Genomic DNA, 25,195 nt, shown 5'->3' with positions numbered 1-25,195 from the left:
ATTACTCCTGTTCACCGTTTTGGATAGTTACCGAACTGCCTGGCCCTACCTTTTGTAAACCGGCGGTAATGACTTTATCACCCGCGTTCAAACCATCAATAATGCGCCATTGGCTATTGATCGCTTCAGCTGTCTTCACTGGTTTCGCTTCCACTTTGTTCTCGCCATTAACCGTCATCACTGTCGCTTTACCTGTCGCATCACGAGATACCGTATTTTGTGGTATTAGAATCGCATCAGGGTCGACACCAGTAATGACCGTCGCACGAACAAACATTCCAGGTAGCAACAAACCGTCAGGGTTTGGGAATTCGGCACGAAGCGTCACGCTGCCCGTACTTTCGTTCACATTAACCTCAGTAAATTTCATTGTGCCTTTGTGTTCGTAAGTGCTGCCATCTTCAAGCATCAATGTAACTTGCGCAGAGTCATCTTCTTGCATATGGCCTTGGGAGAGTGATGCTTTCAAACGCAGCAGTTGCGCGGATGATTGCACAATATCAACATTGATAGGGTCAAGCTGCTGAATGGTCGCTAATTTGGCAGCTTGATTAGCCGTAACCAACGCACCCGCTGTCACACTCGATTTACCGATCACCCCGCTAATCGGAGCTTTGACTTGCGTATAATCTAAGTTGATTTTTGCTGTGTTGATCTTGGCTTTTGCGACTAAGACCTGCGCTTTCGCTTCTTTGTATGCCGCTTCTGCTTCATCCAAGTCTTGTTGGCTGATGGATTTTTTGGTGATCAAGGTTCTGTAACGCTTCACCGTGGCATAGGTCGACTCTGCCGCAGCTTGCGCACGGATTAATTCCGCTTCAGCGCTCAGCAAATCCGCCTGAAATGATGAATCATCAATTTGATATAGCGACTGTCCTTGTTCAACAAGGCCACCTTCAACAAAATTTCGCTCCGAAATAATGCCAGTGACTTGCGGACGAACTTCTGCTTCTTTGAATGCTCTGCTACGACCCGGCAACTCTACTGTCAATGCTTGGCGCGTTGGCTGCACTGTTAACACTTCTACTTCGGTTGCGGGCGCAGGACCACCACCTTGGCTCGATCCTTCTTCGCTAGGTTGACATCCAACCACAAAAAGGCTCGACGCAATCAGCAGAGATAGCGTGGTTTTACGTCTCATGAATTTTTCTCTCTTATCTACCGACAAGCCTTCAAGATTCCTTATTAAAAGCTTCTAGAATGACTTAATAATGACTAACGGATGTATATCCAGAACAAATTAATTAGGATGATAAATACCCAGTGTTGTACATACAACAAAATTTACAGTTCTATACGCTTACGAAAAACGTTTATGGTAAAGGTGTTATGAAGTTCTCAAATTTGAAGATTTTGGGTTGGAAATCACATTTTCCTGTGAGCAATTACAATGGTTAAAAAGCAGCAAAAGTGATGATAAAAGCATCATCACGCTGTACAGAGTTTGTTACTGCTGTCTAGGGTTTTTGGCCACTCTGGTATACGAACTAAAGTGAGAAAGGATTGTAAATATAGTCGATATTTCACAAGTCAGGTTCGCCACTTATCTAAAAAATAACCCGCTAAGAAGCGGGTTATTTCATCAGTGAGACTGCTGTTCTCAAGCTTATACTTTGAACTGACTGACCTGATGATCTAAACGTTGAGTTTGCTCTGACAACATGGCTAAAGAAGCTTGCGCTTGGTTTACGATTTCCACAATTGAAGTGCTACTGTCTGCAATGCCTTGTACATTGCTATTTACTTCGTCACTTACTGTACTTTGCTGGCTCGCAGCCGTTGCAATGTGTGTATTCATCTCGTTCATACGTGAAATCGCGTTCAAGATTTCAGAAAGGGATTCACTCGCTCGGCCAGCGGACTTGATCGTTTCATCACTGCTATTTTGGCTACCGCGCATCACTTCTACAGCTTGTCCTGCACCAGATTGTAGCTTTTCAATCATGGTTTGGATTTCTCCCGTACTCTGTTGCGTACGACTGGCTAAAGAACGAACCTCGTCCGCTACCACAGCAAAGCCTCGCCCTTGCTCTCCAGCGCGAGCCGCTTCAATGGCTGCGTTAAGCGCTAATAAGTTTGTTTGCTCGGCAATACCACGAATTACATCCAGTACGGACGCAATGTTACTCACATCATGATCCAATGTGTTAATGACGTGGCTTGCGCTTTCGATTTCACTTGCGAGGCTACGAATTGAGCTAACCGTTTGATCCAAAATAACATTGGTATTGGTAAGTTCATCATTCGCTGTTTGGCTCGCAACCGCAGCTTCGTTAGCGCTATCGCTTACATTTCTGCTGGTGACTTGCATTTCATGCACTGCCGCCGCTACCGCCTCGCTATCTTTTTGCTGAGAAACGGTCGAGTTCGCGATGGTCGTGGTCAACGAGCTAAGATTTGCCATTTCGTTACGTAAGGTATTTGAGCTTTCAATTACCTGAGCGACTGTCATTTGAATTTTGGACACAAACTGGTTAAATGCGTCTGCTAAATTGCCAATTTCGTCTTGTGTTTTTACATCGATTCGCTGACTTAGATCACCTTCACCGGACGCAATTTCTGTCATCGCATTTTTAATATCATTGATAGGCTTCACAACCGTTTGTAACAACAAAAAAGCCATCGCGATAGCGGCAAAAATAACAATCACAATGCCAGCCTCAAGAATGAGTTCTGCTCTTGTTGCAGCCGCTGATATTTCGTCCTTCAATTGGCTTTGCTTTTCTTCTATTGCATCTTTTACAACGTTAAGCTGCGCTCTAACCTCGATAAATTGGTCTTCAAAGGTATGTTTGTGCTCATTATAGTAACCACGCCATTGAGATTGAGGTAAACGTAGCATCGCTTCATAACTTACTAACCATTTTTCACCCAAAGAGACAAGCGTTCGAACTTCATTACCATGTGTAGAAGGCATCACACCGGCTTGTGATAGCTCAATCATTTGTTCCATACGTGGCAGTGCTTTGTAGGCGTTGTCTTTGTATTCACCGATGTGATGATCAATATCGTTTTGAGTATCAGAAAGTGCAACACCTTGGATTGCAGATGTTGCTTGGTAAAGATCGCGATAAGCATCCTCAATCGTTAATAAGTTCGGCACGATCTGTTCGTTGAGTGTCTCACTCAATTCAGATTGCTTCCAACTTGTCATAACGTTTAATACAGAGCTCACAATAAACAATCCAATAATCAATGACAGCGGAATCACTATCTTCTGCTTGATCGTTAAGTTCTGGAACATGAATAGACTCTCTTTATTTATGGTATACAAACTGCCGGAAATTATATCAAACAAATAGAGTATACCATTAGGTAAAAGAGGCTATTAAACATGAAATCTAATGACTTTTTGACAAGGGTTCTAATTTCAACAATTAGTTGATTTTATACAAAATTTAACAAAGAGATCTTTTCAAAAGATGCAAATTAAAATGCTCTTTCAAAACGAAAAATATGTAACAGAAAGTGAATTAAAAGGGACCACATTTTGAAGAATAGATCGAATTAATGATTTACTGAGAACACATACAAAATACAGTTTTTGGATTGAGCACGACCGCGTAATATGCAAAGGTCCGAACATTTCTTCTAAAGCTCAAAAAAACCATTGTTTATCTGACGTATTTAGGGTTACTCCGTGAGGATATTAGTCGTGATGTTGGCAGACAGGATGCTTACAAGTTTTCGAAGTTAACCAGTAGCACAGTGAACGATTCAGATTTTCTTGAGCGCCAAGGCAATAAAAAAGTTTGCTATTTTGCTTTCAAGAGACGCATTCAAGAAAATAATGCAACCTAGCCACAAAGTCTTGCTACATCTTCAGAAAAGAATGATGTTGCTAAACAAATCTGGTGCAGCATACACATTGAAGCTAAACTCGTTTAAGGAACTTTTTCATATCAATATGAGAAAACATAGATTTCTCAAAGTTACACCGACCATTCAACGATTAAACTAATGTTAGCGTACCGATACGTCCGAAAACTCCATGCATGAACCATTTAAAAGAGCCAAAATGTTCCAACCCAACTTCGCCTCAGTGGAGTGGCGAGTCGTTTCGCTCGCTCTCCTACTCTCTCTACCTCATACTGCTCATGCGGATCCACTAGATAAGGAAATTAGCAACCTTCTTCAACAACGTTTTTCTATCGCGGTGTTGCTGTCCGATACTGACGCAATTGCGTTTGGTATTGGCGACTTTGATCCAAATGCATTATTTGATACCGCCAACCCAGAGTTCGGGACTGACGAGTCAATCAATGAACGTCGAAGCAAATCCGTATATGTTCTCCCTTACACGACTAACTTTGACATTGAGGGCAGCGAGGATTTACATGAGCTGTCGTTTAAGGCGTTTACGATACAAACAGAGAATGATCTCAAACTATTCGGCACAAGTAAGGATCTTCTCAAGGAAAGGACATACGGCGCGTCGATTGGTTATGGGTATCTATACAAAGCAAGTGAAAACGTCACCCTTAGCACCAGAACGACGACTCACCTTATGCGTTATGAAAACTCATTCTCTACCGATAATAAACTTTCCTCCATCATTGGAAGAATCCTAGACGGCCGTGCCGTTAACGTTTCAGCATGGGCGGCAATAGTTCAACCATCCATTAAAGCCAAATACACGTCTCCCACAAGTTGGGGGAAATGGCATGCCAGTTCGACATTGAATTCATTCATTGGGCACAGCTGGGGAAGCGCAAATAACGGCAATATAGGCAACCCTAAAGGTTGGTACCTATCTAATGAAATCACCGGTTACTACAATATTTATCACGGTGAGCAAGCTTTATTTACCGGGATTAAAAGAGTCGACCTTTCGCATGATTTAAGCGACGAACTTGGAAGTCCGCATTACTACGAAGCTTCTATAGGATGGCTATTTTATGCACCAAAGCCCTTTGATTGGTTGGACAATTTCGGCATAGGCGTTAACTTCAACTACGGCTCGACTCTCAGAGGTGGCAGCATTCAACTTTACTACAACAAACAATAAAGCCGTCAGTACATGAACCAGTTGGTAGCATATATAACAAGAAGAACTAGAAGACACAAAAGGAATGGCAGAGTTAGCGTCTTCGCAAACTTTTTCATGAGACTTGGGTTATCAAACACCACACCTTCCGCTTCTCTTACCCTTCGCTCTTCGTCAAAATGCCATTTAATGGCTAAGTAGGCTCCTATCCCTAATACAATAAGCTTAAAAGCTCCAGCAAAGTAAGGAAAGAAATTAGCCCAACTGTCGTTCATTATCCATCTCCATCAAATTCAATATCAGCTTTGCGGTGGCAGAATCCAAGATTCATGTAGAATGCCCTCCCCTCAAAGTCAGACTCTCTGGCTAGCGCCAGTCTACTGCTCGAGATAGCTGTCCACAACTCTCTTTACCAGATCGGCATTTATCAATTATTTAATAAATAACAAGAAAGACACTAGCACACTTGCTGAAAAGTAAGTGTCAGTTTGGATTGAAACTCATCAGGAATCGAAAATGGTCCGCAGTCGACTTGTTGATCTAGTGAAAGCCAAATTACCTAGCGCTAAATCGTTCGCTAGTATAAAAATGTAGCCTATCGCACTTCTGGTCGAGTGCTAACGAACTTATGATGCATATGTCATTAGCGGTGCAATTTTAAGTTTATCAATTAGCTAAAGCTTCCCACCTTAACTGCCAGTAAGTTTGCTGTGTTTGAGATGATCTCGACATGACTAGTGTTTAAATAGTATGGAGGTTCAAAGTGAAGGCAAGGCAAATTTCCTTACTAAAAACATTGTTTCTGTAATTTTATTTCAGGATTATCGAAACCATCATAAGGATAATTCGAACTAATCTTAATCCATGCTCCTTCAGTTACATTTGCTTTCTTTTACTCACTTCTCGCGACTATTAGTGGCATTTTGAGACAATTTCCTACACTCCTTTCTTTGTCTTAGTTGATATAAATCATGGTTAGAAGAAAACAGAATCACCTGTATTTCTCGATACATGAATCCAAACTGCCCGACTTTTCGTAACTAAATTACAGATAGACACGATTTTTAGTATGGCACGTTTTTGAGGAACCAAGATGTTAGATACCCTCATGCTGTCGCGGATCCAGTTCGCGGCCAATATCAGCTTTCACATTCTCTTCCCGACCATCACCATCGCGTTGGCATGGATGTTGGTGTTTTTCAAGTGGCGATATAACCGCACACAAGCCCCCGTATGGCTCGATGTTTATTACTTCTGGGTCAAGATATTCGCTCTTACTTTCGCCTTAGGTGTGGTATCCGGCATTACGATGAGTTTCCAGTTTGGTACCAACTGGCCAGGCTTTATGGAACGAGTCGGAAACGTCGCAGGACCATTGCTCGGATACGAAGTGATGACCGCCTTCTTTATGGAAGCCACCTTCCTGGGTGTAATGCTTTTTGGACGAGGACGAGTACCGGAATGGGTTCATACTCTCGCCACCGTTCTGGTTGCTGTTGGGACAAGTATGTCCGCATTTTGGATTCTGGTGCTTAACAGCTGGATGCACACACCAAGTGGCTATGAAGTGATTGACGGCATTGTTCATGTGACCAGTTGGAAAGACGTCATTTTCAATCCTTCTTTACCGTACCGTCTTCTACACACGCTATTAGCATCGGCGCTGACTGCCAGCTTCTTGATTGCGGGTATCTCGGCTTATCAAATAATGAAAAAGCCAGATCATCGCTCAGCCAAACTTGGCCTAAAAGTCGCGCTGTTCGCGGCAGCTGGATTCATCCCGGTACAAATCTTTGTCGGTGACCTTCACGGGTTAAACACGCTTGAACATCAACCTGCAAAAATTGCAGCGATGGAAGGTGTGTGGGAGACCGAGCAAGGCGCACCTCTTCTACTATTTGCGATGCCAAATGAAGAAACTCGCAGCAATGATTTTGAAGTGGGCATCCCAAAGCTGGCGAGTTTGATTCTTACTCATGACTTAGACGGGGAAATCCAAGGACTTAACGAGTTTGCGCCTGACCACCCGCCAGTGAAACCCTTGTTCTTTGGTTTCCGCGTGATGGTTGGTGTAGGTGTCCTTATGCTGCTAGTTAGCTGGTATGGCGCGGTGAAGCTAACACGCAAAAAATCGCTACCTAAACCTTACCTATACACAGTATTAGCCATGACGTTCTCTGGTTGGATAGCCACACTGGCGGGTTGGTATGTTACTGAGATTGGTCGACAACCTTGGTTGGTCAGCGGTGTATTGCGAACATCCGAAGCCGTCACCACGGTTGCGAGCAGTAGCGTGATGACTTCGCTCATTATGTACTTAGCCATTTATGCTGCATTGCTGGTTGCGTACATCCATACCCTATTCTATTTGGCGCGCAAAGACGTTGCAGCCCATGAAGTCCCACCGACACAACAAGAGGCCTAATCATGCTCAACTATCTACCAGAAATTTATCTTCTGCTGCTTGGCTTCTCGGTCTTTATGTATGCCGTGCTCGACGGCTACGACCTTGGCGTCGGTATCCTTTTACCAAGTGATAATGAAGCGCAACGTGACCGAATGATAGCCTCTATCGGCCCTTTCTGGGACGCTAATGAAACGTGGTTGGTGTTAGCCGTCGGTATTCTGCTGATTGCCTTTCCTACCGCTCATAGCTTGATTTTGACGGAACTTTACATGCCGACCGCCATCATGCTTATCGCACTGATAATGCGTGGCGTGGCGTTCGATTTCCGAGCCAAAGCCAACTCGGATCATAAACCTCATTGGGATTGGTGCTTCAGAATTGGCTCGCTAATCACCGCACTAACTCAGGGTTACATGGTGGGTCGTTACATCATGGGATTTGAACAATCAACCGAAGCATTTGGCTTTGCTTGGTTAAGCGCACTTTGTGTAGCAGCGGCGTACGTTTACATCGGTGGCGCATGGTTAGTACTAAAAACGGAAGGTGATTTGCAAATACGCTCGGCCCGTTGGTCTCGCCGTGCTGGTTGGTTAGCGGCCTTAGGAATCTTGGTGGTTAGCGTTGTAAACCCAATTGTAAATCAACAAGTTGCCTTGCGTTGGTTCAGCTTCCCAGAAATCTTGTTGCTTGCCCCAGTTCCGTTAATTGTATTGGCAACCATCTTCCTAGTTGATCGCTATTTGCGTCAGGTTCCAATGGTGAATGATCTGGGTGTGCGTTGGCCTTTCTTTGGTGTCACCGTCATTTTCGCGTTGAGCTTTCTCGGTCTTGCGTATAGCTTCTTCCCAGAAGTTGTGCCGGGGTTGATGACCGCACAACAAGCGGCCTCCTCACCTGCGACATTAATAATCGTGGGCTACGGTGTGATGATTGTTATGCCGGTGATATTGCTTTACACCTTTGTGGTATACCGGATCTTCAAAGGCAAAGCGACAGAACTTAGCTACAAGTAGGAAAGGGAATTCCTCAACAAAGCGCCGCTGCTCATGCGGCGTTTTTTTTGCAGTACTCAACGACTAAAGTATCTACCCAAGGCGACTGAGTGGGAACGCTGAGAGAATGTAGCGGCAGCCAGTAGTTTGTTCCTAACTAGAACGAGATAACCGTTTCTCAACTATAGCGATACAGGCACAAAAACAGAAAGAACATTTGATGTTACAAAAGGTAGACCGCCACTTTAAAACGTTTTGAGTATTTTTTGCGCTCAATGAGGTGCAAGTATACTTATCCTTTTTATGACTTGTGAACACTCAATTGCATGTTATGTTGCTGTTGAAATCGTACATGAAATAAGGACAAGAACATGAAGATAAGATGCAAAACGACGCAAAGCATTGAAAAATTTAACCCTGATGACCTCAATCCAAACACAGATCTCTTTGGTATGATTGCTGTTGTATTCGTGTTCATGACTGTTTTACTTAGCATCTAGTAGCAATACGTTCATTCTTGTGGCCGTATTCATACCTCATGTGATATGGGTGCTAAATTCTAGATTAAAGCGGATGGGCTAACCCGCACCAATCAGATTATGGCTGCCTCTGTATAGCTTCTTCAATTTTGGCGTTGTATCGAGGTGAGATATGAACAGTTGGCTTGTAGATAGAATGGCGTTTGCACCTTGAGCACTCTTGTGTACTTTCAATGACGCATTAGTTTAGTGTAGATACAAAAAAAGGCCTGATAAATCAGACCTTTTAGAATGTGGCGGTGAGTGAGAGATTCGAACTCTCGATACGTTGCCGTATACACACTTTCCAGGCGTGCTCCTTCAGCCACTCGGACAACTCACCGCATCAAATTTTGGTTAGCATTATTGGCTAACGAGGCGCTAATTTAATGATTATGTGCCTGATGGTCAAGGCTAAACATAAAAAAAAGCACCCTTTTCGAATCGATTGCTCACTAAGTAACTAAATTGAGCAAAACTGGGGCATTTACATGCTTTGAGAATAACCGGGAACACGGAACCAACGGCGGCACATATCCAAGAAGTACCCATACAACACACCCATGCCACAAGAAATAACAGCGTTACTTGCCACTGCGGTCACAATTTGATCTGTAGACGCGCCAACCGCGAATAAGATACCCGCATAAACTGGAGATTGAAATAGTACATAAGCGACCAGATCAGAGATGTTTTTCATAAAGGAAGACGGTGACACCTTACTACCTTGATGCAGCACCCAATCACGAAAAACCCCATACGGCCAAGCAATAGCGATATTCACTGGAATCGATAGCGTACGCGATGCTAGAGATTGCTCAAATGTCATCCCTGAAATCAAAATCTCGACAATCATCCCTGTGATAAAGCAAAAAACAACCATAGCAAAGGTATCCGCTGCGGCGTGACGAATACAAAATGGTCCACGAGACTTCATTTACAAAACCCTTAAAATCAAACACTGCAATTAATAAGAATAATAAAACTATTAACCACTAAAAAGACATCAAGCCAGTTAATGATGCAATTAGAACACACAAAAACTAGCTTATGGTTCTGTATTTAAAATTAAGTTGTAAATTTATAACCAACTTTTAAAGTAAAAGTAGTTTTTTTCACCAATGGCGAGTAAAAACGCCTAAAATCACGTAAAAATGGTACAAAAATACGGATTTCACTTACATAAAAAGGGGTTACGATAATTATTTTGACGTAAAGTTAGAACAAAACTCGGACCGAAAACAGTCACTCCTATAGCTTATGCTACCAAGCTGCGAAAATTCAGAGTATTACCGATATAATCACAGTAGAAGGTCTTGCTGTTTTACTCGTAAAAGTAAAACTGCAAGCCTGTTCATTGCGGGTTAGAAGAGTTTGTCACGAAGCTGGATGACGTATGAATAGTAAGAACAATTCACAGTTGCGCCATATTGATTAAATTATGGTGAGGCCAGCAAAATCGTTAATGTATCGATATCATCTTGGTCTGGGGATTGCTGACGCTTTAAGTTACTTCTTATCCGTTCGGCGACTGAAGAAACGTCGTCACTGAGTTCAAGGGGAGCCTCCGCAATGATCGCTGAAATAGCCTCAAGTGCTTCATTAAGATGTCCATTATCTAGAGCGACATAGAAGTTGAGTAACCACTTTTCAGCATTAAAGCTATCTGCTGCATTTCCATCAAAGTCCGATTGGTACTGATATAACTGTGTCGCATGAAGATACAGTGCATCATTTAATTCAGACTCCACTATTGGTTTCGCTATTATGTGGTCTGCTCCTACATTAATCATACGTTCTTGTGTTTCTTTGAACACATCCGCTGTACAGCCAAAAATCAGTACCGACTTAGCAGGTGAACTCATTGCTCGAATGGCTGATATGGCCCCAACGCCATCTAGAACAGGCATATGATTATCCATCAGTATCAAATCAAATGGTTTGCTCGCAACCTCATCGACTGCAAGCTGACCATTTTCGACACTTGTGCACTCAAAGCCCTTGGCTCGGAGGAAAGTTTCCATAATGATCGCATTTGTTCGGTTGTCTTCAACAATGAGTGCTTTCAACCCTTTACAGTTCAATTTATGTGTATTGATTGACTCTACTTTACCCGGCTTGCAAGGTGTAAGGGCAATTTCGACAGTAAAAGTCGTTCCAGCGTCCTCCTGACTCTCTACAACCACTTGCCCACCCATATGTTCCGCGATTTCTTTGACTATTGCTAAACCAAGCCCTGTACCACCAAACCGTCTAGTCGTTGATGACTCTGCTTGCTCAAAAGGACGAAAAATGCGTTTTTGTGCCTCTTTTGAAATACCAATCCCTGTATCTTTTACCTTTAGTATCAGCTTGGTGCCAGCCTTACTCGATTTCTCGGCTAGCTCTACCTCTACGATGCCACGATCGGTGAACTTAACAGCGTTATTGAGTAGATTGAACAGTACTTGACGCAAACGGGCTTTGTCATTGTTGTACCAACGACCCGTTGGTAAATGCGAGACTACTCTAAAGCGAAGACCTTTTTCTGCACATAGCGTTTGATAAACACTCTTGATACTGCCGATAATCGACTCAATTGGGAAAGGCTTATTTTCAAACTCAACATGCCCTTGTTCAATTTTTGAGTAATCTAAAATCTCATTGAGTAATGTCATCATGTGATCACCTGAATCATAAAGTGTTCTCAGGTGCTTACGCTGCTCATCGGTAAGTGGTGTTTTTAACAGTATCTGGGCAGTTCCTAGTACACCGTTCATTGGTGTGCGAATCTCGTGGGACAATGTGGCTAAGAATGCCGTTTTAGCGTTTGTCGAAGCCTGAGCTTTTATTCTCTCCTGCTCTAAATAGATCGTCTTTTCATTGAACTTCTCGATAAGCTGTCCGATTTCGTCATCGCTATCGTAGTCAATATCTATGATCCCACCAGTTTTCGAGTCATCAATCTTAGCGGCAATGCGAACAATTGGTTCAACAATATAGCGATTCAGTAAGTAGTAACCGACCAAGACACACAAGAGCAAAAATGGAATGATCCTCCCCTCAACGCTCATCACTTGTTCAAACACTTGATCGGCGACTTTAGCTTTTGCGTTGACAACTTCCATGCGCCAATCGAACTCTCCGAAATCAAGCTCGCTGACATAAATTTCGTCCGTCAGTTGAAAGTTGTGTTCAATAATCACGTTTGAGTCAGCATCGCGAACCACTACCCCCAAAGAATGCTGGTTCGTGTGCTCTCGAATAAACTGAAAAAGTGCATCAAGTGATAGGTCTACCGTTACAACTCCAGCGAATCGACCGTTTTGGTAGTACGGAGAAGACGCGGTAATCATCTGGACCTGAGTAAAGGTATCGATGTAAACCGTAGACCAACTAACAGAACCTACCGGAGCATCGGCGGCAGCGACATACCAGGCTTCATTATCATAACCGCCAGATTCGGGGTTATTGTAGGAGTGAATTTGGTCAATACCACTATCACTGTTTTTATTGAAGAATAGACTTTTATATCTCCATTGTTCTGCTTTTAGTTCGGGTTTAGGCCATACGCCACCACTAACAAGCATCTTGTCACTCAATTGAAGTATATGTGGAATTATTGTGTTGAGAGATTGAATATTTTCAGTCCCTTGGGCTAGCCCTACTAAGCTGCTCAATACACCTGTAGAACTGAGGAGGGGCTCTTTTATCTCAAGAGCCAGGAGTTGGGTACGTAACTCTAGGTTTTGCTCTAGCTTTTGTCTAACCGGTGGCTCAACAACCAAATAGGCGACAGAACCGATAGTGGCGATAAAGAAGCACAGGTAAAGTGTTAGGGCGAGAATGCTTTTTTTTCTAAGTGATGAGCGAATTTCCATAGATGTGTGAATCATTCCCTAATATCGATTTATCACTAATTGATTGGTAAGATGAGCGCAATCAACCAGCCCATTAACAAATGGTATTCTATTTTGAAACTACAAGACATCCTTTCTCTCCCAGAACTTGACGGTAAACTACTAAACCTAGCAAAAACTCAAGGCTTTGTAACAGCGATGGCTGCAGCGCCAAACGTATTAATGCCTCAAGAGTGGTTGCCATTCTTATGGGGTGGAGAAGAAACAGCGCCATTTACTGACGGTGAACAACTAGAGCAGTACATTGACGAGATTGTACAAATGTGGAACCAAACTCGTCCCGCTCTCCTAGAAGGCACTTGGCAGTGGCCTGCAGGGTGCGCGCTAGATGAGCAAGACATTGTAACAAGTCAGGCTCGCGATTTCTGTGAAGGTGTATTACAAGGCTGGCAACTTGCGCGTGATGACTGGGAAACGTTGATGCCTGAGGATAGCGAAGATAATGCCCTACTCGGTGGTGTTTTACTTTCTCTTACTATGCTTTACGACCCAGAAACAACCATTGAAACATTGGCCGAACAAGGTATGGAAGGCTTAGAGCAGTTTGAAGAGATCTTCAATGCAATGCCAGTGATGTTATGTGGTCTTACCCAGCGCGGTGTTGCATTAGCTGAAGAACAATAGACGCAACGCTGTCGACCATCAAGATTGAACGGCTGAATAGACAAAAAGCTCTCCAAATGGAGAGCTTTTTTGATCATGTTAAAATTACATGTGGAATATACCGCGCCATATCTTGAGTCACTAAGCTACTGTCTTCCCTAATCGAAATACCGGCAGCTCTATCATTGACCAACCAACTGCCAATTAACGTATGGTTGTGCCCAAACTTAGGTAGTGGATGGTATTGCTGGACGATATTGAATTTAGATTCATAAGGCCCTGACGTTTTAACAAAACGTTTTCCATCGATGACGATCTCGATGTTCGCGCCCTCTCGAGAAAATAGTGGCTTGATGACATAATCTCTCATAGTGTTCGCTTTTGAATCGTTAGCAAAATAAGCGGGCAAAAGGTTCGGGTGATTAGGAAAGCGCTCCCACAATAACGGTAAAAGTGCTTTATTGGATAGAATCGACTTCCACATCGGTTCTAACCAGTTTACGTTCGCAGTCGCTAAGTACTTCGCATATTCCTCTTCAAACATAAACTCCCAAGGGTAAAGCTTAAACATCCAACGAATCGCTCTGTCGTCAGCATCCACAAACAGACCATCTTCCGTAACTCCAATATCTTCGACATGCACGAATGCCGTTGCTAACCCTGCCTCTCGCGCGCAATCCTCTAAATACTGGACAGTCCCTTTATCTTCTTCAGTGTACTTGCAGCAGCTAAAGTGAAGTGTTTGTCCTGGTTGGTATTTTGCTATTTCGGCAAAGCGCTCGATCAAAAAGTCTTGAAGAATATTGAATTGATCCGCGCTCTGGTGAACTCGACCTTTATTTACAACATCTTCTAGCCACACCCACTGCCAAAAGCCAGTTTCAAACAAGCTGGTTGGCGTATCCGCATTGTTTTCCAGTAATTTTGCTGGCGAGGTCCCGTTGTACGCGAAATCCAGCCGCGAATAAAGCGAAGGTTCGCTTCGTCTCCATGAAGAAGCGACCTGCTCCCACATAGATTCAGGGATCGCACATTGCGTCAGCAACCGCTCACTCCGAACGACTTCATCCACAATAGCCAGGCACATCTGATGCAGCTCTTCAGTGGGCGCTTCTATATCGCGCTCAATTTGCTCCAGCGTGAATTGATAGTAAGCACTCTCATCCCAATACGGTTGGTCATACATGGTATGGAAACCAAAACCAAACTGGCGTGCTAATTCACGCCAGTTTTCGCGCTCTTGTATTTCTCGTCGAAACATAGTGCTTTTTAACCGCCTCGACTGACCGACACCGCTTTACCAAACCCGCCTCGAGACATCGCCCTGCCAATGGTGCCGCCACCACGTTTATTAAGGCTATTCGTCGCAACTTTGGTCGGCTGATTTCGGTAGGAGCCAAAGAATTGTCCTGCTCCATTATAGAATTTGGATTTATAACGGTACATCGGCTCTGAGTAATAGCTCTTGTTATAACCTTTCAACCCGCTTAATGAGCGACTGTAAAAAAAACCGCCAAAGTTAGGTACATAAGCTCGGGAACTGGAACTGTAGTAACAATCATCCTCGTAGAAATCATTCTCGCATTCGAACTCGCTGCGGTAGCGAGGGGCATTTTGTTCGGCACGAGCTAAAGCTTCTTGGTATGCAATGTCACACTGTTCACTAAACTCAGGCGAGTTAGATTTACACTCATCAGCATCAGAAAAAATGTACCCTTCTGTTTTTGACTCGTACGTAGCAAAGAAGAAAATACCACCAAAGGCAGCAAAGGGAAGAATTTTCCCAAGCTTTAAGCTTTTGTCCATGGAAGAACGTTTAACGTTAGAACTCCGCTTCATCGTTCCTCCTAGTAAGTCATGCAAGCGGCATTCAATACGCCGACCGAAACAGAAACTGCGGCTAATACAATACCGGCTGGCAGTTCATCTTTTTCGATACGCTCTGCCACTTTCGGAAGTAAAATAAAGCGTACAATTGCAAATGCGATAATTTGAGCAAGCATTGCAACAACGCCCCACACCATAAAATCGACGATATTGACCGAGTTTTTTGCCGCCCCCGAAATCGCGAGACAGTAACCAAGGAAGGCCCCACTTAGCGCAATCGCTGCTGCTGTATTTTGTTTTTCTTTAATCAGATGCCACTCATCGTATGGCGTCAACTTGACGTAGATGAACTTAAACGCCAATACAAAAATAATAGAAACAGAGAAATAGAGTAAAAAGTTTGGGAAGCCTGCTAACAGGCCGGCAATCATGTGCATTATTGTTCCTTGTTCATTTCTTTCCAGGCAAAATCTTCAATACGTTCATCTGCAATGTAAAACAGCTTGGTACTCGCGGGTACTTCAGCATCTAAATCTGGGTTGAGTTGAATACCATCGCCAATATCAAAAGCAATCAGCGTGGCATGATGGCGTCTTTTGAGAAAAACGAAGAGATTCTCAATAGTGGTGGCAGACTGACCCTCAGGATAAATAACTGAGTATTGAGTCATACCTCGTGTTGAAGCCAAAAGCTCCTGATGAAGCGCACTTGAGCCCGGGTCAACCGCCGCTTTTGCCAACATTTCTGCGCCAACAGCAGGTATGCATTCCGCTTTCGGGCAATGCTGACTTAGAAGTCGGCCGAGCGCTTCATCTTTAAAGTAAGCGACCAAATGAGCGGAAGGGTTTACAGATGCGCAGTACAGAGCGGCTGACAAGGTAATGTCGTCCGAGAGATTATCCACAATAATGCAAGCGGCTTGGGCAATATTGGCGTTTTTCATCTCTTGCGAATCGGTATAACTGGTCACTTTGATAAAACTGATTTCGCCAGGTAACGGGTTCTCTATTTCTGAACGGCTGCATAAAACAATCGGACGCTTTCCCTCTTCTTCATGTTGTAACATGCGAATAAGGTGCATCGTTCTCGATCCATTCCAGCCCAACAATACAATATGGTTTTCCACTCTTACTCTCCGTTTTCCTAAAATACCCGCTCGCCAATAGTCCATCGCTGCTCCAGCGACACGCCCCAATAATGCGGCGAATAAGCTCAAACCGCCGGGGATTACAAATAGTACGACAACCCATTTACCCAAATCTGTTACTGGAGAATGGTCGCCATAACCCACCGTACTCGCCGTAACCATGAGGTAATAGATAAAGTTAGCGAAACTGTCTGTTAATGCGGTTTCACCAGCGAGAACCAGCAGCCACCATGAAAGGCTCACATATAAGCCACTAAAGATGAGAAGGCTTCGGTTGCTCAATTTAAAAAGGTGTGAACTAAGCCACTTTTTAACTACTAACCACACCGCCATAAATTTATGACCTCGATATTCATTGATTGCATCAATAGTAACTCATTGATAGTAAGACACAAAAAAACCAGCCATATTCGGCTGGTTTTTGAGATTTACTTTCAGTTACGCCTACTTTTTAAGCATTACCTTTCACTTGCATATTTAGCTGCTCAGCAAAATCTAGCATGCGGTTAAGCGGTATAAGGGATTTAACACGCAGTTCTTCGTCAACAAAAATCTCGTGCTCTTCACCACCTTCACTAAGCGCTTTCTCAATTGCTTTCAAACCGTTCATTGCCATCCAAGGACAGTGTGCACAGCTGCGACATGTTGCGCCTGCACCTGCGGTTGGCGCTTCGATAAGTTCTTTCTCTGGCACAAGTTGCTGCATTTTAAAGAAAATGCCTTTGTCTGTCGCAACGATCATTTGTTTGTGAGGAAGCTCTTTCGCTGCTTTGATCAGCTGACTCGTTGAGCCAACGGCATCGGCAAGTTCTACGACGCTTGCTGGTGACTCAGGGTGAACCAAAATAGCCGCATCTGGATACACGCTCTTCATTTTTCGTAGCGCATCAGCAGAGAACTCATCATGAACCACACACTCACCCTGCCAAAGCAGCATATCTGCGCCAGTTTTGTTAGCGATGTACGATCCTAGGTGACGGTCTGGTCCCCAAATAATTGGCTTATCTTCAGCGTCTAAGTGTTCCACGATTTCAAGCGCAATGCTCGATGTAACGACCCAGTCGGCACGGGCTTTAACCGCTGCTGAAGTATTTGCGTAAACTACAACCGTATGATCAGGGTGAGCATCACAAAATTCGCTGAACTTATCCGCAGGACAGCCAAGGTCGAGCGAACATTCCGCTTCCAACGTTGGCATTAGAATGCGCTTTTCTGGTGTCAGAATTTTGGCCGACTCGCCCATAAAGCGAACACCACCAATAATCAATGTACTTGCAGGGTGACGATTACCAAACTTCGCCATTTCCAACGAATCACCAACAAACCCGCCAGTGTCTTCAGCTAGGGCTTGAATCTCAGGGTCGGTATAGTAGTGCGCGATAAGTACCGCATCTTTTTCTTTGAGTAACTTTTTAATACGCTCAATGTAAGATGCTTTTTCTTCTTCGCTTAATGGAACTGGTTTCGGTGGGAATGGGTAAACAGTGTCGATTTTATCTAATATATGGCTCATTGCTCTTGCTCTACGCAACTTCCTTTAATCCGAGTATTGTAACCTCGTTAATTTTCAAAAACCAACTTGTCGCGGGGATTTCTAGCGGTCTAGCCGTATATCTTTGTTACAGGTAGCATTTCCGAGTAGCGAAATTCGGTGCAACATAAGGTCAGAGGCTCTGCATCATTGCTATCGACTTAGCCGTTCTGCACCAACAGAAAATGGAAAAGAAAAAGGAAGCCGAAGCTTCCTTTTTAAAACATAACGTCTTACAGCTTAGAGCTGGCAAGTTTTGCAGATGCACTACCTGGGTATTCATCAACCACTTGTTGGTAGTACTTTTTCGCTTGAGCTGCATTGTTATTACGCTCAGCGATTTCGCCTAACTTAAGCAACGCATCGGCTCGCTTATTGGAGTCTTTATAAGACACCACAGCGGCAAAACTTTTCACTGCATCCTCATCCTGCTTTTTAGCGAAGTACAACTGACCTAACCAGTAGTGAGAATTCGCTGAATATGTAGAATCAGGATAATCTTTCTGGAACTGCTGGAACGCTGCAATTGCACCAGTGTAATCACGCTTTTTGAGAATGAGGTCAACTGCATTCTGATATGCCGTTTGCTCATCAACATTTGGAGTGTACTGACCACCTGTTTTCACAGGTTGTGCTTCTTGTGCAGGTGCGGATTTTATCTCTCCACGAATACGATCCAGCTCGACAAACAACTCACGTTGACGTTGCAACATTTGTTTCATTTCGTAGCTATTTCGCTCTAATTGACCACGCAATTCACTGATCTCTTGTGACATTTGGTCAATTTGCTGTTGCATTTGGAGCTGAACGCGATTGCGATTTTGTAGCAAACGTTCTAGACGCTCTACTTCCGTTTCAGATGAACGGCTCTTAGAGACGGATGATGTGCTGTTGAGATCGGATACTGGAGCTGGTGCAGCGAACGCAAAGTTCGCTGCACTTGCCAGTAACGTAAGCGCAACAGCGCGCTTAGTGTTACTGAACATGAGGATTACCTCGAATTAGTATACTAGAACCGCGCGACGGTTCTTAGCGTAAACTTCATCTGATTGACCTAGAAGAAGTGGCTTCTCTTCACCGTAGCTAACGATTGAGATTTGGTCAGCTTGAACACCTAGTGCTTGTAGGTAGTTCGCTACTGCTTGTGCACGACGCTCACCTAGAGCAATGTTGTACTCAGGTGTACCGCGCTCATCAGCGTGACCTTCGATAGTTACGTTAAGTGCTGGGTTCTTGCTTAGGTAAGAAGCGTGAGCCGCTAGCATCTCTTCGTAATCTGCTGCAATTGTTGAGTTGTCAAAAGCAAAGTAGATTGTTTGAGTTTCACGTAGCGCTTGCTCTTTTAGCTCTTGCTCTGTCAACTGACCGCTTTGATCAATTGGCGTAGCTACTGTTGTTTCCACTGCGCCATTGTTGTTTGTTGCTGCACCAGTGTTAGAAGCAGCGTCGTCGCTTGAACTACACGCTGTAACAGCCATTACAGGAAGCGCGATTAGTAGCCCTTTTAGAACCTTGTTCAGTTGCATCTTATTTTCCTTTATTAATCAAACTTATTACTACAAAAACGGTGACCATGCAGGCGCTCGAACACGCCCATTTGTTGCCGGTAATCTAGCTTTGAATCGACCATCAATTGACACCATCGATAGTACGTTTTTCTTGTTGTAAATCGAGCTATACACAACCATGCCACCGTTTGGGGCAATACTAGGAGACTCATCAAGCAAGGTCTTAGTTAAGACTTGAAGAGCACCAGTTTCCAAATCTTGTTTCGCCAAATTAAATCCTGCGTTGCTGCGGTTCACCATAACTAGGAATCGCCCATCAGGAGTAATCTGACCACCCAAATTTTGGCTGCCTTGCCAAGTCAAACGGTCAATAGAACCGCTGCCCAAATTTACTTGATAAATCTGTGGTTTACCACCCCTATCCGATGTGAAAATCAACGATTTTCCATCCGGATGCCAGAACGGTTCCGTATTATTTGATCTGCCACGCGTAATTTGCGTCAGCTTACGAGTGTTAAGGTCAAACGTATAAACATGAAGCGAGCCTGTTTTAGAAAGAACAATCGCTAACTTATTGCCATCTGGCGAAAATCTTGGCGCACCATTGTGACGTGGGTATGAAGTAATTTTCTCACGTTCACCTGTGTAGATGTTCATTATGAAGATTTCTGCTTGGCCATTTTGGAAGCTAACATACGCAAGCTTTTTACCATCTGGTGACCACGCTGGTGACATTAATGGTTGCTTAGAGCGTAAAACCAGACGCTCATTGTAGCCATCGTAATCAGCGACTCGAAGTTGGTAAGGGAAACGGTCTTTATCGTTCACTACCACATATGCGATACGAGTCATGAAAGCGCCACGGTCGCCAGTTAACTGTTCATACACCAAATCAGAGATACGGTGAGCGTACTCACGCATACGAGGCCCTTGAACAGTGGCTACTTTATTGAACAGCACATGATCTTTTGACAGAACCAATTCACCGTCACTACCAAGCGCCTTACTCTTCCCACCTGTTAACTGACCACGCACAATATCAACAAGTTGATAGTTGATAACGTAGTCACCTTGGTCGTTTTGCTTGATTGAACCAGTCAATAGCGCATCCACACCTAAATTGGTCCAAGCATCAAAATTAACTTCTGATTCACTGAACGGTGTTTGTGGCATTTTGCTCGTTGGAACTGGGCTGAATTTACCACTACGTTGTAAATCCGAGGCGATAACAGCAGAAACATCCGTTGGAAGCGCTTGTGTGCCCTCCCACTTAAACGGAACAACAGCAATTGGTCGTGCTGAATCAATACCATCGGTAATGACCAACTCTAATGCGGCATTCGCCACATTTGTCATACTGCTAAGCAGTACAAACATTCCTAGTAAAAGGCGTCTAATCACGTCTTATTCCTTTTAGTCCAAAGCAACAGTTATGTTGATGTCTTTTAGTCTTTCATTGACCGCTGATTCTGAAGATTTAGGGAACGTCCCTACCTGAGCTATTGCTCGCTTTGCCGCAGCACATACTCGAGTATCGCCACTCAAAACGGTAACACCAGAGACCATCATATCAGTTCCTGTCGGAATCAATTTGATGTTTACCCTACACTCCTTTCCCAGCAAGTAGTCATCCTTAATCAGCTTTTGCTGAATATTTTGAGTATAGATGGATGACATACGAGAAAGTTCGTCGTCAATAAATTGATTGCGCGCAGCACTGTTTTTACTGACCTCATCCTCGAGACCCGCAAAAATATCATCTAACGCGGCTTCTTGAGCTTTACGCTCACGCTCGGCACGCTCAGCTGCTTCTCTCGCTTTACGCTCTCGCTCCGCCGCCTCTTTTGCCGCTTTCTCTTTTGCGATGCGCTCTTGTTCAGCTTTTTCAGCAGCTTCACGCTCACGACGTGCTTTTTCTTCCGCTTCTTTTGCTGCTTTTTCACGAGCTAAACGTTCTTGCTCAGCTTTTGCTATAGCCGCCTCTTTTGCTAAACGCTCCTGCTCAGCTTTACGCACGGCTTCTTCTTTTTCCTTGCGCTCTTTTTCTAGCTTAGCAGCTCGCTCTTTTTCTTTGCGAACACGTTCTTCTTCCTGCTTGCGCTCTTGCTCTTTTTTCTTACGTGCAGCTTCTGCTTCTCGTGCCGCTTGAGCATCTTTCGCTTGCTGCTCTTTCAACTTGCGAATTTGCTCTTCTTCAGCTTTGCGGTTTTTTTCTAGCTGCTCTGCTTCGCGTCTCAGTTTATCAAGACGCTCTTGTTCTTTTTTCGCTGCCTTTTCGCGTTGCTGGCGAATTTCTTTCGCTTGTTGCTGCACAAGTTTTGGATCGATGACAACAGCTTGAACCATTTGTCCTGTAGGCTCTGGTTTAGACATGTTGAAGTCCGTCCCCCAAAGCAGGGCTGCAACTAGAATTGCATGCAAACCAACCGATATTGCTATCGGTTTGGCGTATTGGTTGGGTTTCTTCTTGTGATCTTTCATAGATAATTGATGTCTATTCCCTGATATCGGTCATTAGACCTACCTTAGGGATACCAGCTCGACTTAGTTCATCCAGCAATAGAACAACATCGGCATATGGTGTTGCCGCGTCGCCACCTACCGCAACTGGTGAATCCGGCTTAACCTCTCGCTCCGCTTTCACTCGCACAATAACATCTTGCAACGACAAACCTCGCTGAACTTCTTCATCATTTACGCTTAGGCCTAAATTACCCTCGCTATCAATTTCGATGATAATAAAGCTACTGTCAGTCTCGCCAGCAAGGTCTTGCATAGATTCTGCGGTCGATGTTTTCGGAAGATCAACGTCGACGCCTTGAGTCACAAATGGAGCGGTCGCCATAAAAATGATCAACAGTACGAGCATCACGTCGATATACGGAACAACGTTGATCTCCGCTGTCATTTTTCGCTTTTTAGGTTGATAACCCGCCATGCTTTATTCCTTATCCGCGCTGTCTCGGCCAGCCATCGCTTGACGATGAAGGATGCTGTGGAATTCTTCAGAAAATGTTGCGTAAGTGTGCTCTAGTTTACTCACTTTATTGCTTAGGCGGTTGTACGCCATTACTGCCGGAATAGCCGCAAATAGCCCCATCGCTGTCGCGATAAGTGCCTCGGCGATACCCGGTGCAACCATAGACAGCGTAGCTTGCTTTACTTCACCCAGCGCAATAAAGGCGTGCATGATGCCCCAAACGGTACCAAATAGGCCGATATAAGGGCTTATAGAACCGACTGTTGCCAAAAACGGTAAGCTTGTTTCTAGCTCATCTACTTCACGAGAAACAGCAACGCGCATTGCGCGGCCAGTGCCTTCCATGATGTAAGCTGGTGAATTTGCGTTGCTCTTACGTAGGCGAGCAAACTCTGTAAAACCTGCGTAGAAGATTTCTTCTGTGCCTTCAATTTCGTCTTTACGCGCTTTTACTTTTTGGTAAAGCTGAGAAAGATCAGTACCCGACCAAAATTTGTCTTCAAACTGCTCTGCATTTTTTGATGCTTGAGAAAGCACTTTGCTGCGCTTGATGATCATTGCCCATGACACAATTGACATGCCAAGCAACGTCAGCATCACAAGCTTTACCAACAGACTGGCCTGAAGAAAGAGATCTAAAATGGAAATATCAGCAGTCACTATTTGTTAGCTCCGAATTTATAAAGGTTGGAATAGCTATTGGTTTCATTTTCTTATTATCGATACATGCTACCTTAACCGAGGCCTTGCACAATATCTTGCCTTGATCATTGACCAACTCTTGACAGAATTGCAGAGAAGCACGTTTTATTTCTGACACTCGGGTTACGACTGTCAGATGCTCGTCCAGCCTAGCCCCTTGGTTGAAATCGATATCCATGTGTCGGACAACAAAGCCGATATTTTGTTCCAGTAACACATGTTGAGAAATGCCTTTAGCACGTAACATCTCTGTCCGTGCGCGCTCAAAGAATTTTAGATAATTAGAATGATATACAATACCGCCCGCATCAGTGTCTTCATAGTACACGGTGATCGGCCAGTGAAAGAGATTTGATGTGCCTTGCAAGGGAGTACCAATATATTCAATTCTTTAAAGTAATTACTATAACTGAAGCGACAGCAATTGGTACCGAGCTAAGGAAATATTTTTGAAATTTGTAGAAAAAATAAAAGCTAGGCGAGATACCTAGCTTTTATTCGATGATTTAGTAACCGACTTTATTACAGCATATTTCAGCCTAAATGAAATAAAGTGCCGTTAGATAAATTAAGATAGCTAACGAGAAATAAGGACTAAACAAAACTTGCCAGTACCAGTTTCTTGGCTTGAAGCCCACCCCATACACCATGCTTGAACATACAGACCAAATCAGTGCTGGTGCGATGATTGAGTTAAAACCACCAATTGCTTGATGGTAAGCTTCAGGGTCCCACATCACCAATCCTACGTGCATAAAGCCAAGGATGAGAGATAAGACTCGTAGCAGAGTCTTATCCATTGGTGCGTGAAGTTTCGCTACCTTAGCAGCGAGGTTACTCACTGTCTTTATCCATCATTTCTGAGTGCTCTAGCCAAAGAGCGTTGATGATACCGAATGCACAAGCAAGTAGTACACCTAGAATCCATGCGAAATACCACATAGTAAATGCTCCTTAGTAAAGTGAGTTTTTGTTGTCTTCAATGTACTGGTCATCAAGGCGACCAAACATCTTGTAGTAAGTCCAAGATGTGTAACCAAGGATGATTGGCACCATAACAAACGCAACGCCTGTCATTAGGTTCAGAGTCAGCTCAGATGACGTTGCATCCCACATTGTTAAGCTGTGGCTTGGCATTAAGTCTGAAGGCATGATGAATGGGAACATCGCAAAACCTGCAGTAAAGATAACACCAGCAACACCCAAGCTTGAAGTAATGAACGAAATCGCACATTTTTCAAGACGAGATGCCAATACAGCGAGAAGCGGCATTGCAACACCTAATACAGGAGCAGCCCATAGTAGTGGGTAGTTTTCAAAGTTCTTCATCCACGCACCAGCTTCACGGATAACCTCTTTGTTTAGAGGGTTAGAAGCAGCGTTAGTGTCGATACCGCCAACAATGACGTAGCCATCGATATTTTGGATCCAGAAACCAGCCGCTACAAACGCAGCAACCGTCAGTAAACCAGCCAACTGAGCAACGTTGCGCGCACGCACATGCACTTCGCCTGTTGTTTTCATTTGTAGCCAAGTAGAACCTTGCATCAAAATCATGAACAAGCTTACTAAACCACACAACAGTGCAAATGGGTTTAGTAGACCAAAGAATGAGCCATGGTATGTTGGCATCAAGAACTCACTCAATTGGAATGGTACACCTTGTAGAAGGTTGCCAAACGCTACACCAAAGATGATTGGCGGAACAAAACCACTGATTGAGATACAGATATCCCAGGTATTGCGCCATTTTGGATCTTCGATTTTAGAGCGGTAGTCTAGGCCCAGAGGACGAAGCCATAGCGCTGCTAGTGTCAAAATCATCGCTAAGTAGAAGCCTGAAAATGACGTTGCGTAAACCAAAGGCCAAGCTGCGAACAGTGCACCACCAGCAGTGATAAGCCAAACTTGGTTACCATCCCAGTGAGGAGCAATTGAGTTAATCATGACACGGCGTTGCGTGTCGTTTTTACCGATGATAGGTACAAGCGCGCCTACACCCATATCGAAGCCGTCTGTTACTGCAAAACCAACTAGTAGAACACCGATTAGTACCCACCAGATGAGTCGCAAGATTTCGTAATCAAACATCTT

General features: G+C 44.0%; 25 protein-coding genes and 1 tRNA gene. 5 read left to right on the top strand and 21 right to left on the bottom strand.

The features are described from left to right. Position 1: 1 nt before the first annotated feature. The gene (locus R7041_RS02330) at positions 2-1,141 is read right to left on the bottom strand and encodes an efflux RND transporter periplasmic adaptor subunit (protein WP_042522092.1); all 1,140 of its coding nucleotides are present in this window, start codon (positions 1,139-1,141) and stop codon (positions 2-4) included. 465 nt (positions 1,142-1,606) lie between these two features. Further along, positions 1,607-3,244, bottom strand: coding sequence for a methyl-accepting chemotaxis protein (locus tag R7041_RS02325; protein ID WP_017635041.1), 1,638 nt, complete (start codon positions 3,242-3,244; stop codon positions 1,607-1,609). A gap of 774 nt (positions 3,245-4,018) precedes the next feature. Here R7041_RS02325 and R7041_RS02320 point away from each other — a divergent pair. Next, positions 4,019-5,008: a Solitary outer membrane autotransporter beta-barrel domain gene (locus R7041_RS02320; protein WP_005388404.1), complete on the top strand. Its 990-nt coding sequence runs from the start codon at positions 4,019-4,021 to the stop codon at positions 5,006-5,008. A 5-nt stretch (positions 5,009-5,013) separates the two neighbouring features. On the opposite strand, the gene R7041_RS02315 is transcribed toward R7041_RS02320, so the two are convergent. Beyond that, positions 5,014-5,262, bottom strand: a complete 249-nt coding sequence (locus R7041_RS02315; protein WP_064368010.1) for a hypothetical protein — start codon at positions 5,260-5,262, stop codon at positions 5,014-5,016. Positions 5,263-6,080: 818 nt separating this feature from the next. Between R7041_RS02315 and R7041_RS02310 the strand changes: the two genes are divergently transcribed. The 3 genes from R7041_RS02310 (at position 6,081) to R7041_RS02300 (ending at position 8,886) form a co-directional block, all read left to right on the top strand. Further along, complete coding sequence (locus R7041_RS02310; protein ID WP_064368008.1) at positions 6,081-7,412, top strand: cytochrome ubiquinol oxidase subunit I; 1,332 nt, start codon at positions 6,081-6,083, stop codon at positions 7,410-7,412. Between the two features lie 2 nt (positions 7,413-7,414). Continuing rightward, the gene (locus R7041_RS02305; RefSeq protein ID WP_033905058.1) at positions 7,415-8,407 is read left to right on the top strand and encodes a cytochrome d ubiquinol oxidase subunit II; all 993 of its coding nucleotides are present in this window, start codon (positions 7,415-7,417) and stop codon (positions 8,405-8,407) included. A 350-nt stretch (positions 8,408-8,757) separates the two neighbouring features. Then, positions 8,758-8,886, top strand: coding sequence for a hypothetical protein (locus tag R7041_RS02300; protein WP_257721534.1), 129 nt, complete (start codon positions 8,758-8,760; stop codon positions 8,884-8,886). 273 nt (positions 8,887-9,159) lie between these two features. On the opposite strand, the gene R7041_RS02295 is transcribed toward R7041_RS02300, so the two are convergent. The 3 genes from R7041_RS02295 to R7041_RS02285 all read right to left on the bottom strand — a co-directional run bounded on the left by R7041_RS02295 (position 9,160) and on the right by R7041_RS02285 (position 12,764). Further along, positions 9,160-9,247, bottom strand: a tRNA-Ser gene (locus R7041_RS02295). 144 nt (positions 9,248-9,391) lie between these two features. Further along, entirely contained in the window at positions 9,392-9,841 is a 450-nt protein-coding gene (locus R7041_RS02290) for an L-alanine exporter AlaE (RefSeq protein WP_005378276.1), read from the bottom strand. A 502-nt stretch (positions 9,842-10,343) separates the two neighbouring features. After that, the gene (locus tag R7041_RS02285; protein ID WP_054576387.1) at positions 10,344-12,764 is read right to left on the bottom strand and encodes a hybrid sensor histidine kinase/response regulator; all 2,421 of its coding nucleotides are present in this window, start codon (positions 12,762-12,764) and stop codon (positions 10,344-10,346) included. A 51-nt stretch (positions 12,765-12,815) separates the two neighbouring features. Here R7041_RS02285 and R7041_RS02280 point away from each other — a divergent pair, with 51 nt between their 5' ends. Continuing rightward, positions 12,816-13,427, top strand: coding sequence for a YecA family protein (locus tag R7041_RS02280; RefSeq protein ID WP_005378278.1), 612 nt, complete (start codon positions 12,816-12,818; stop codon positions 13,425-13,427). A 73-nt stretch (positions 13,428-13,500) separates the two neighbouring features. Here the strand turns inward: R7041_RS02280 and R7041_RS02275 are convergent, their stop codons facing one another. The 15 genes from R7041_RS02275 to cydB form a co-directional block, all read right to left on the bottom strand. Continuing rightward, entirely contained in the window at positions 13,501-14,667 is a 1,167-nt protein-coding gene (locus tag R7041_RS02275; RefSeq protein ID WP_042522104.1) for a glutathionylspermidine synthase family protein, read from the bottom strand. 8 nt (positions 14,668-14,675) lie between these two features. Beyond that, complete coding sequence (locus R7041_RS02270) at positions 14,676-15,245, bottom strand: DUF1190 domain-containing protein (RefSeq protein ID WP_025766906.1); 570 nt, start codon at positions 15,243-15,245, stop codon at positions 14,676-14,678. 8 nt (positions 15,246-15,253) lie between these two features. Then, positions 15,254-15,670, bottom strand: a complete 417-nt coding sequence (locus R7041_RS02265) for a DUF350 domain-containing protein (protein WP_005378281.1) — start codon at positions 15,668-15,670, stop codon at positions 15,254-15,256. Continuing rightward, entirely contained in the window at positions 15,670-16,713 is a 1,044-nt protein-coding gene (locus R7041_RS02260) for a potassium channel protein (protein WP_064367999.1), read from the bottom strand. Before R7041_RS02260 ends, R7041_RS02265 begins: the two co-directional genes overlap by 1 nt. Positions 16,714-16,831: 118 nt before the next feature. After that, entirely contained in the window at positions 16,832-17,893 is a 1,062-nt protein-coding gene (nadA, locus tag R7041_RS02255; RefSeq protein WP_064367997.1) for a quinolinate synthase NadA, read from the bottom strand. A 251-nt stretch (positions 17,894-18,144) separates the two neighbouring features. Continuing rightward, positions 18,145-18,897 (bottom strand): tol-pal system protein YbgF, encoded by a 753-nt coding sequence (gene ybgF, locus R7041_RS02250; RefSeq protein ID WP_064367995.1) that lies wholly within the window; start codon positions 18,895-18,897, stop codon positions 18,145-18,147. A gap of 15 nt (positions 18,898-18,912) precedes the next feature. After that, on the bottom strand, positions 18,913-19,437 hold the full coding sequence (pal, locus tag R7041_RS02245; protein ID WP_005378293.1) for a peptidoglycan-associated lipoprotein Pal: 525 nt from the start codon (positions 19,435-19,437) through the stop codon (positions 18,913-18,915). Positions 19,438-19,467: 30 nt separating this feature from the next. Continuing rightward, positions 19,468-20,820, bottom strand: a complete 1,353-nt coding sequence (gene tolB, locus R7041_RS02240; protein ID WP_081048878.1) for a Tol-Pal system beta propeller repeat protein TolB — start codon at positions 20,818-20,820, stop codon at positions 19,468-19,470. 12 nt (positions 20,821-20,832) lie between these two features. Beyond that, positions 20,833-21,900, bottom strand: coding sequence for a cell envelope integrity protein TolA (tolA, locus tag R7041_RS02235; protein ID WP_042522108.1), 1,068 nt, complete (start codon positions 21,898-21,900; stop codon positions 20,833-20,835). A gap of 13 nt (positions 21,901-21,913) precedes the next feature. Then, positions 21,914-22,357, bottom strand: a complete 444-nt coding sequence (locus tag R7041_RS02230; protein ID WP_005378298.1) for an ExbD/TolR family protein — start codon at positions 22,355-22,357, stop codon at positions 21,914-21,916. A 3-nt stretch (positions 22,358-22,360) separates the two neighbouring features. Further along, positions 22,361-23,059 (bottom strand): protein TolQ, encoded by a 699-nt coding sequence (tolQ, locus tag R7041_RS02225; protein WP_005378301.1) that lies wholly within the window; start codon positions 23,057-23,059, stop codon positions 22,361-22,363. Beyond that, positions 23,049-23,468 carry a tol-pal system-associated acyl-CoA thioesterase gene (ybgC, locus tag R7041_RS02220; protein WP_064367992.1) on the bottom strand — a complete coding sequence of 140 codons (420 nt, stop codon included), beginning with the start codon at positions 23,466-23,468 and terminating at the stop codon, positions 23,049-23,051. The genes tolQ and ybgC overlap by 11 nt, the downstream gene beginning before the upstream one ends. A gap of 172 nt (positions 23,469-23,640) precedes the next feature. Continuing rightward, positions 23,641-23,943, bottom strand: a complete 303-nt coding sequence (gene ybgE / locus R7041_RS02215; protein WP_064367990.1) for a cyd operon protein YbgE — start codon at positions 23,941-23,943, stop codon at positions 23,641-23,643. Further along, the gene (gene cydX, locus R7041_RS02210; protein WP_000270284.1) at positions 23,936-24,043 is read right to left on the bottom strand and encodes a cytochrome bd-I oxidase subunit CydX; all 108 of its coding nucleotides are present in this window, start codon (positions 24,041-24,043) and stop codon (positions 23,936-23,938) included. The genes ybgE and cydX overlap by 8 nt, the downstream gene beginning before the upstream one ends. Positions 24,044-24,055: 12 nt before the next feature. Then, a complete protein-coding gene (gene cydB, locus R7041_RS02205) occupies positions 24,056-25,192 on the bottom strand; it encodes a cytochrome d ubiquinol oxidase subunit II (protein WP_006742909.1) in 1,137 nt (378 codons plus the stop codon). Between the last annotated feature and the right edge of the window lie 3 nt (positions 25,193-25,195).

Source organism: Vibrio sp. 1751, from assembly GCF_033339895.1.
Classification (GTDB): domain Bacteria; phylum Pseudomonadota; class Gammaproteobacteria; order Enterobacterales; family Vibrionaceae; genus Vibrio; species Vibrio alginolyticus.
The sequence above is the reverse complement of the archived record's forward strand: the minus strand, read 5'-3'. Positions and strand labels throughout refer to the sequence as shown.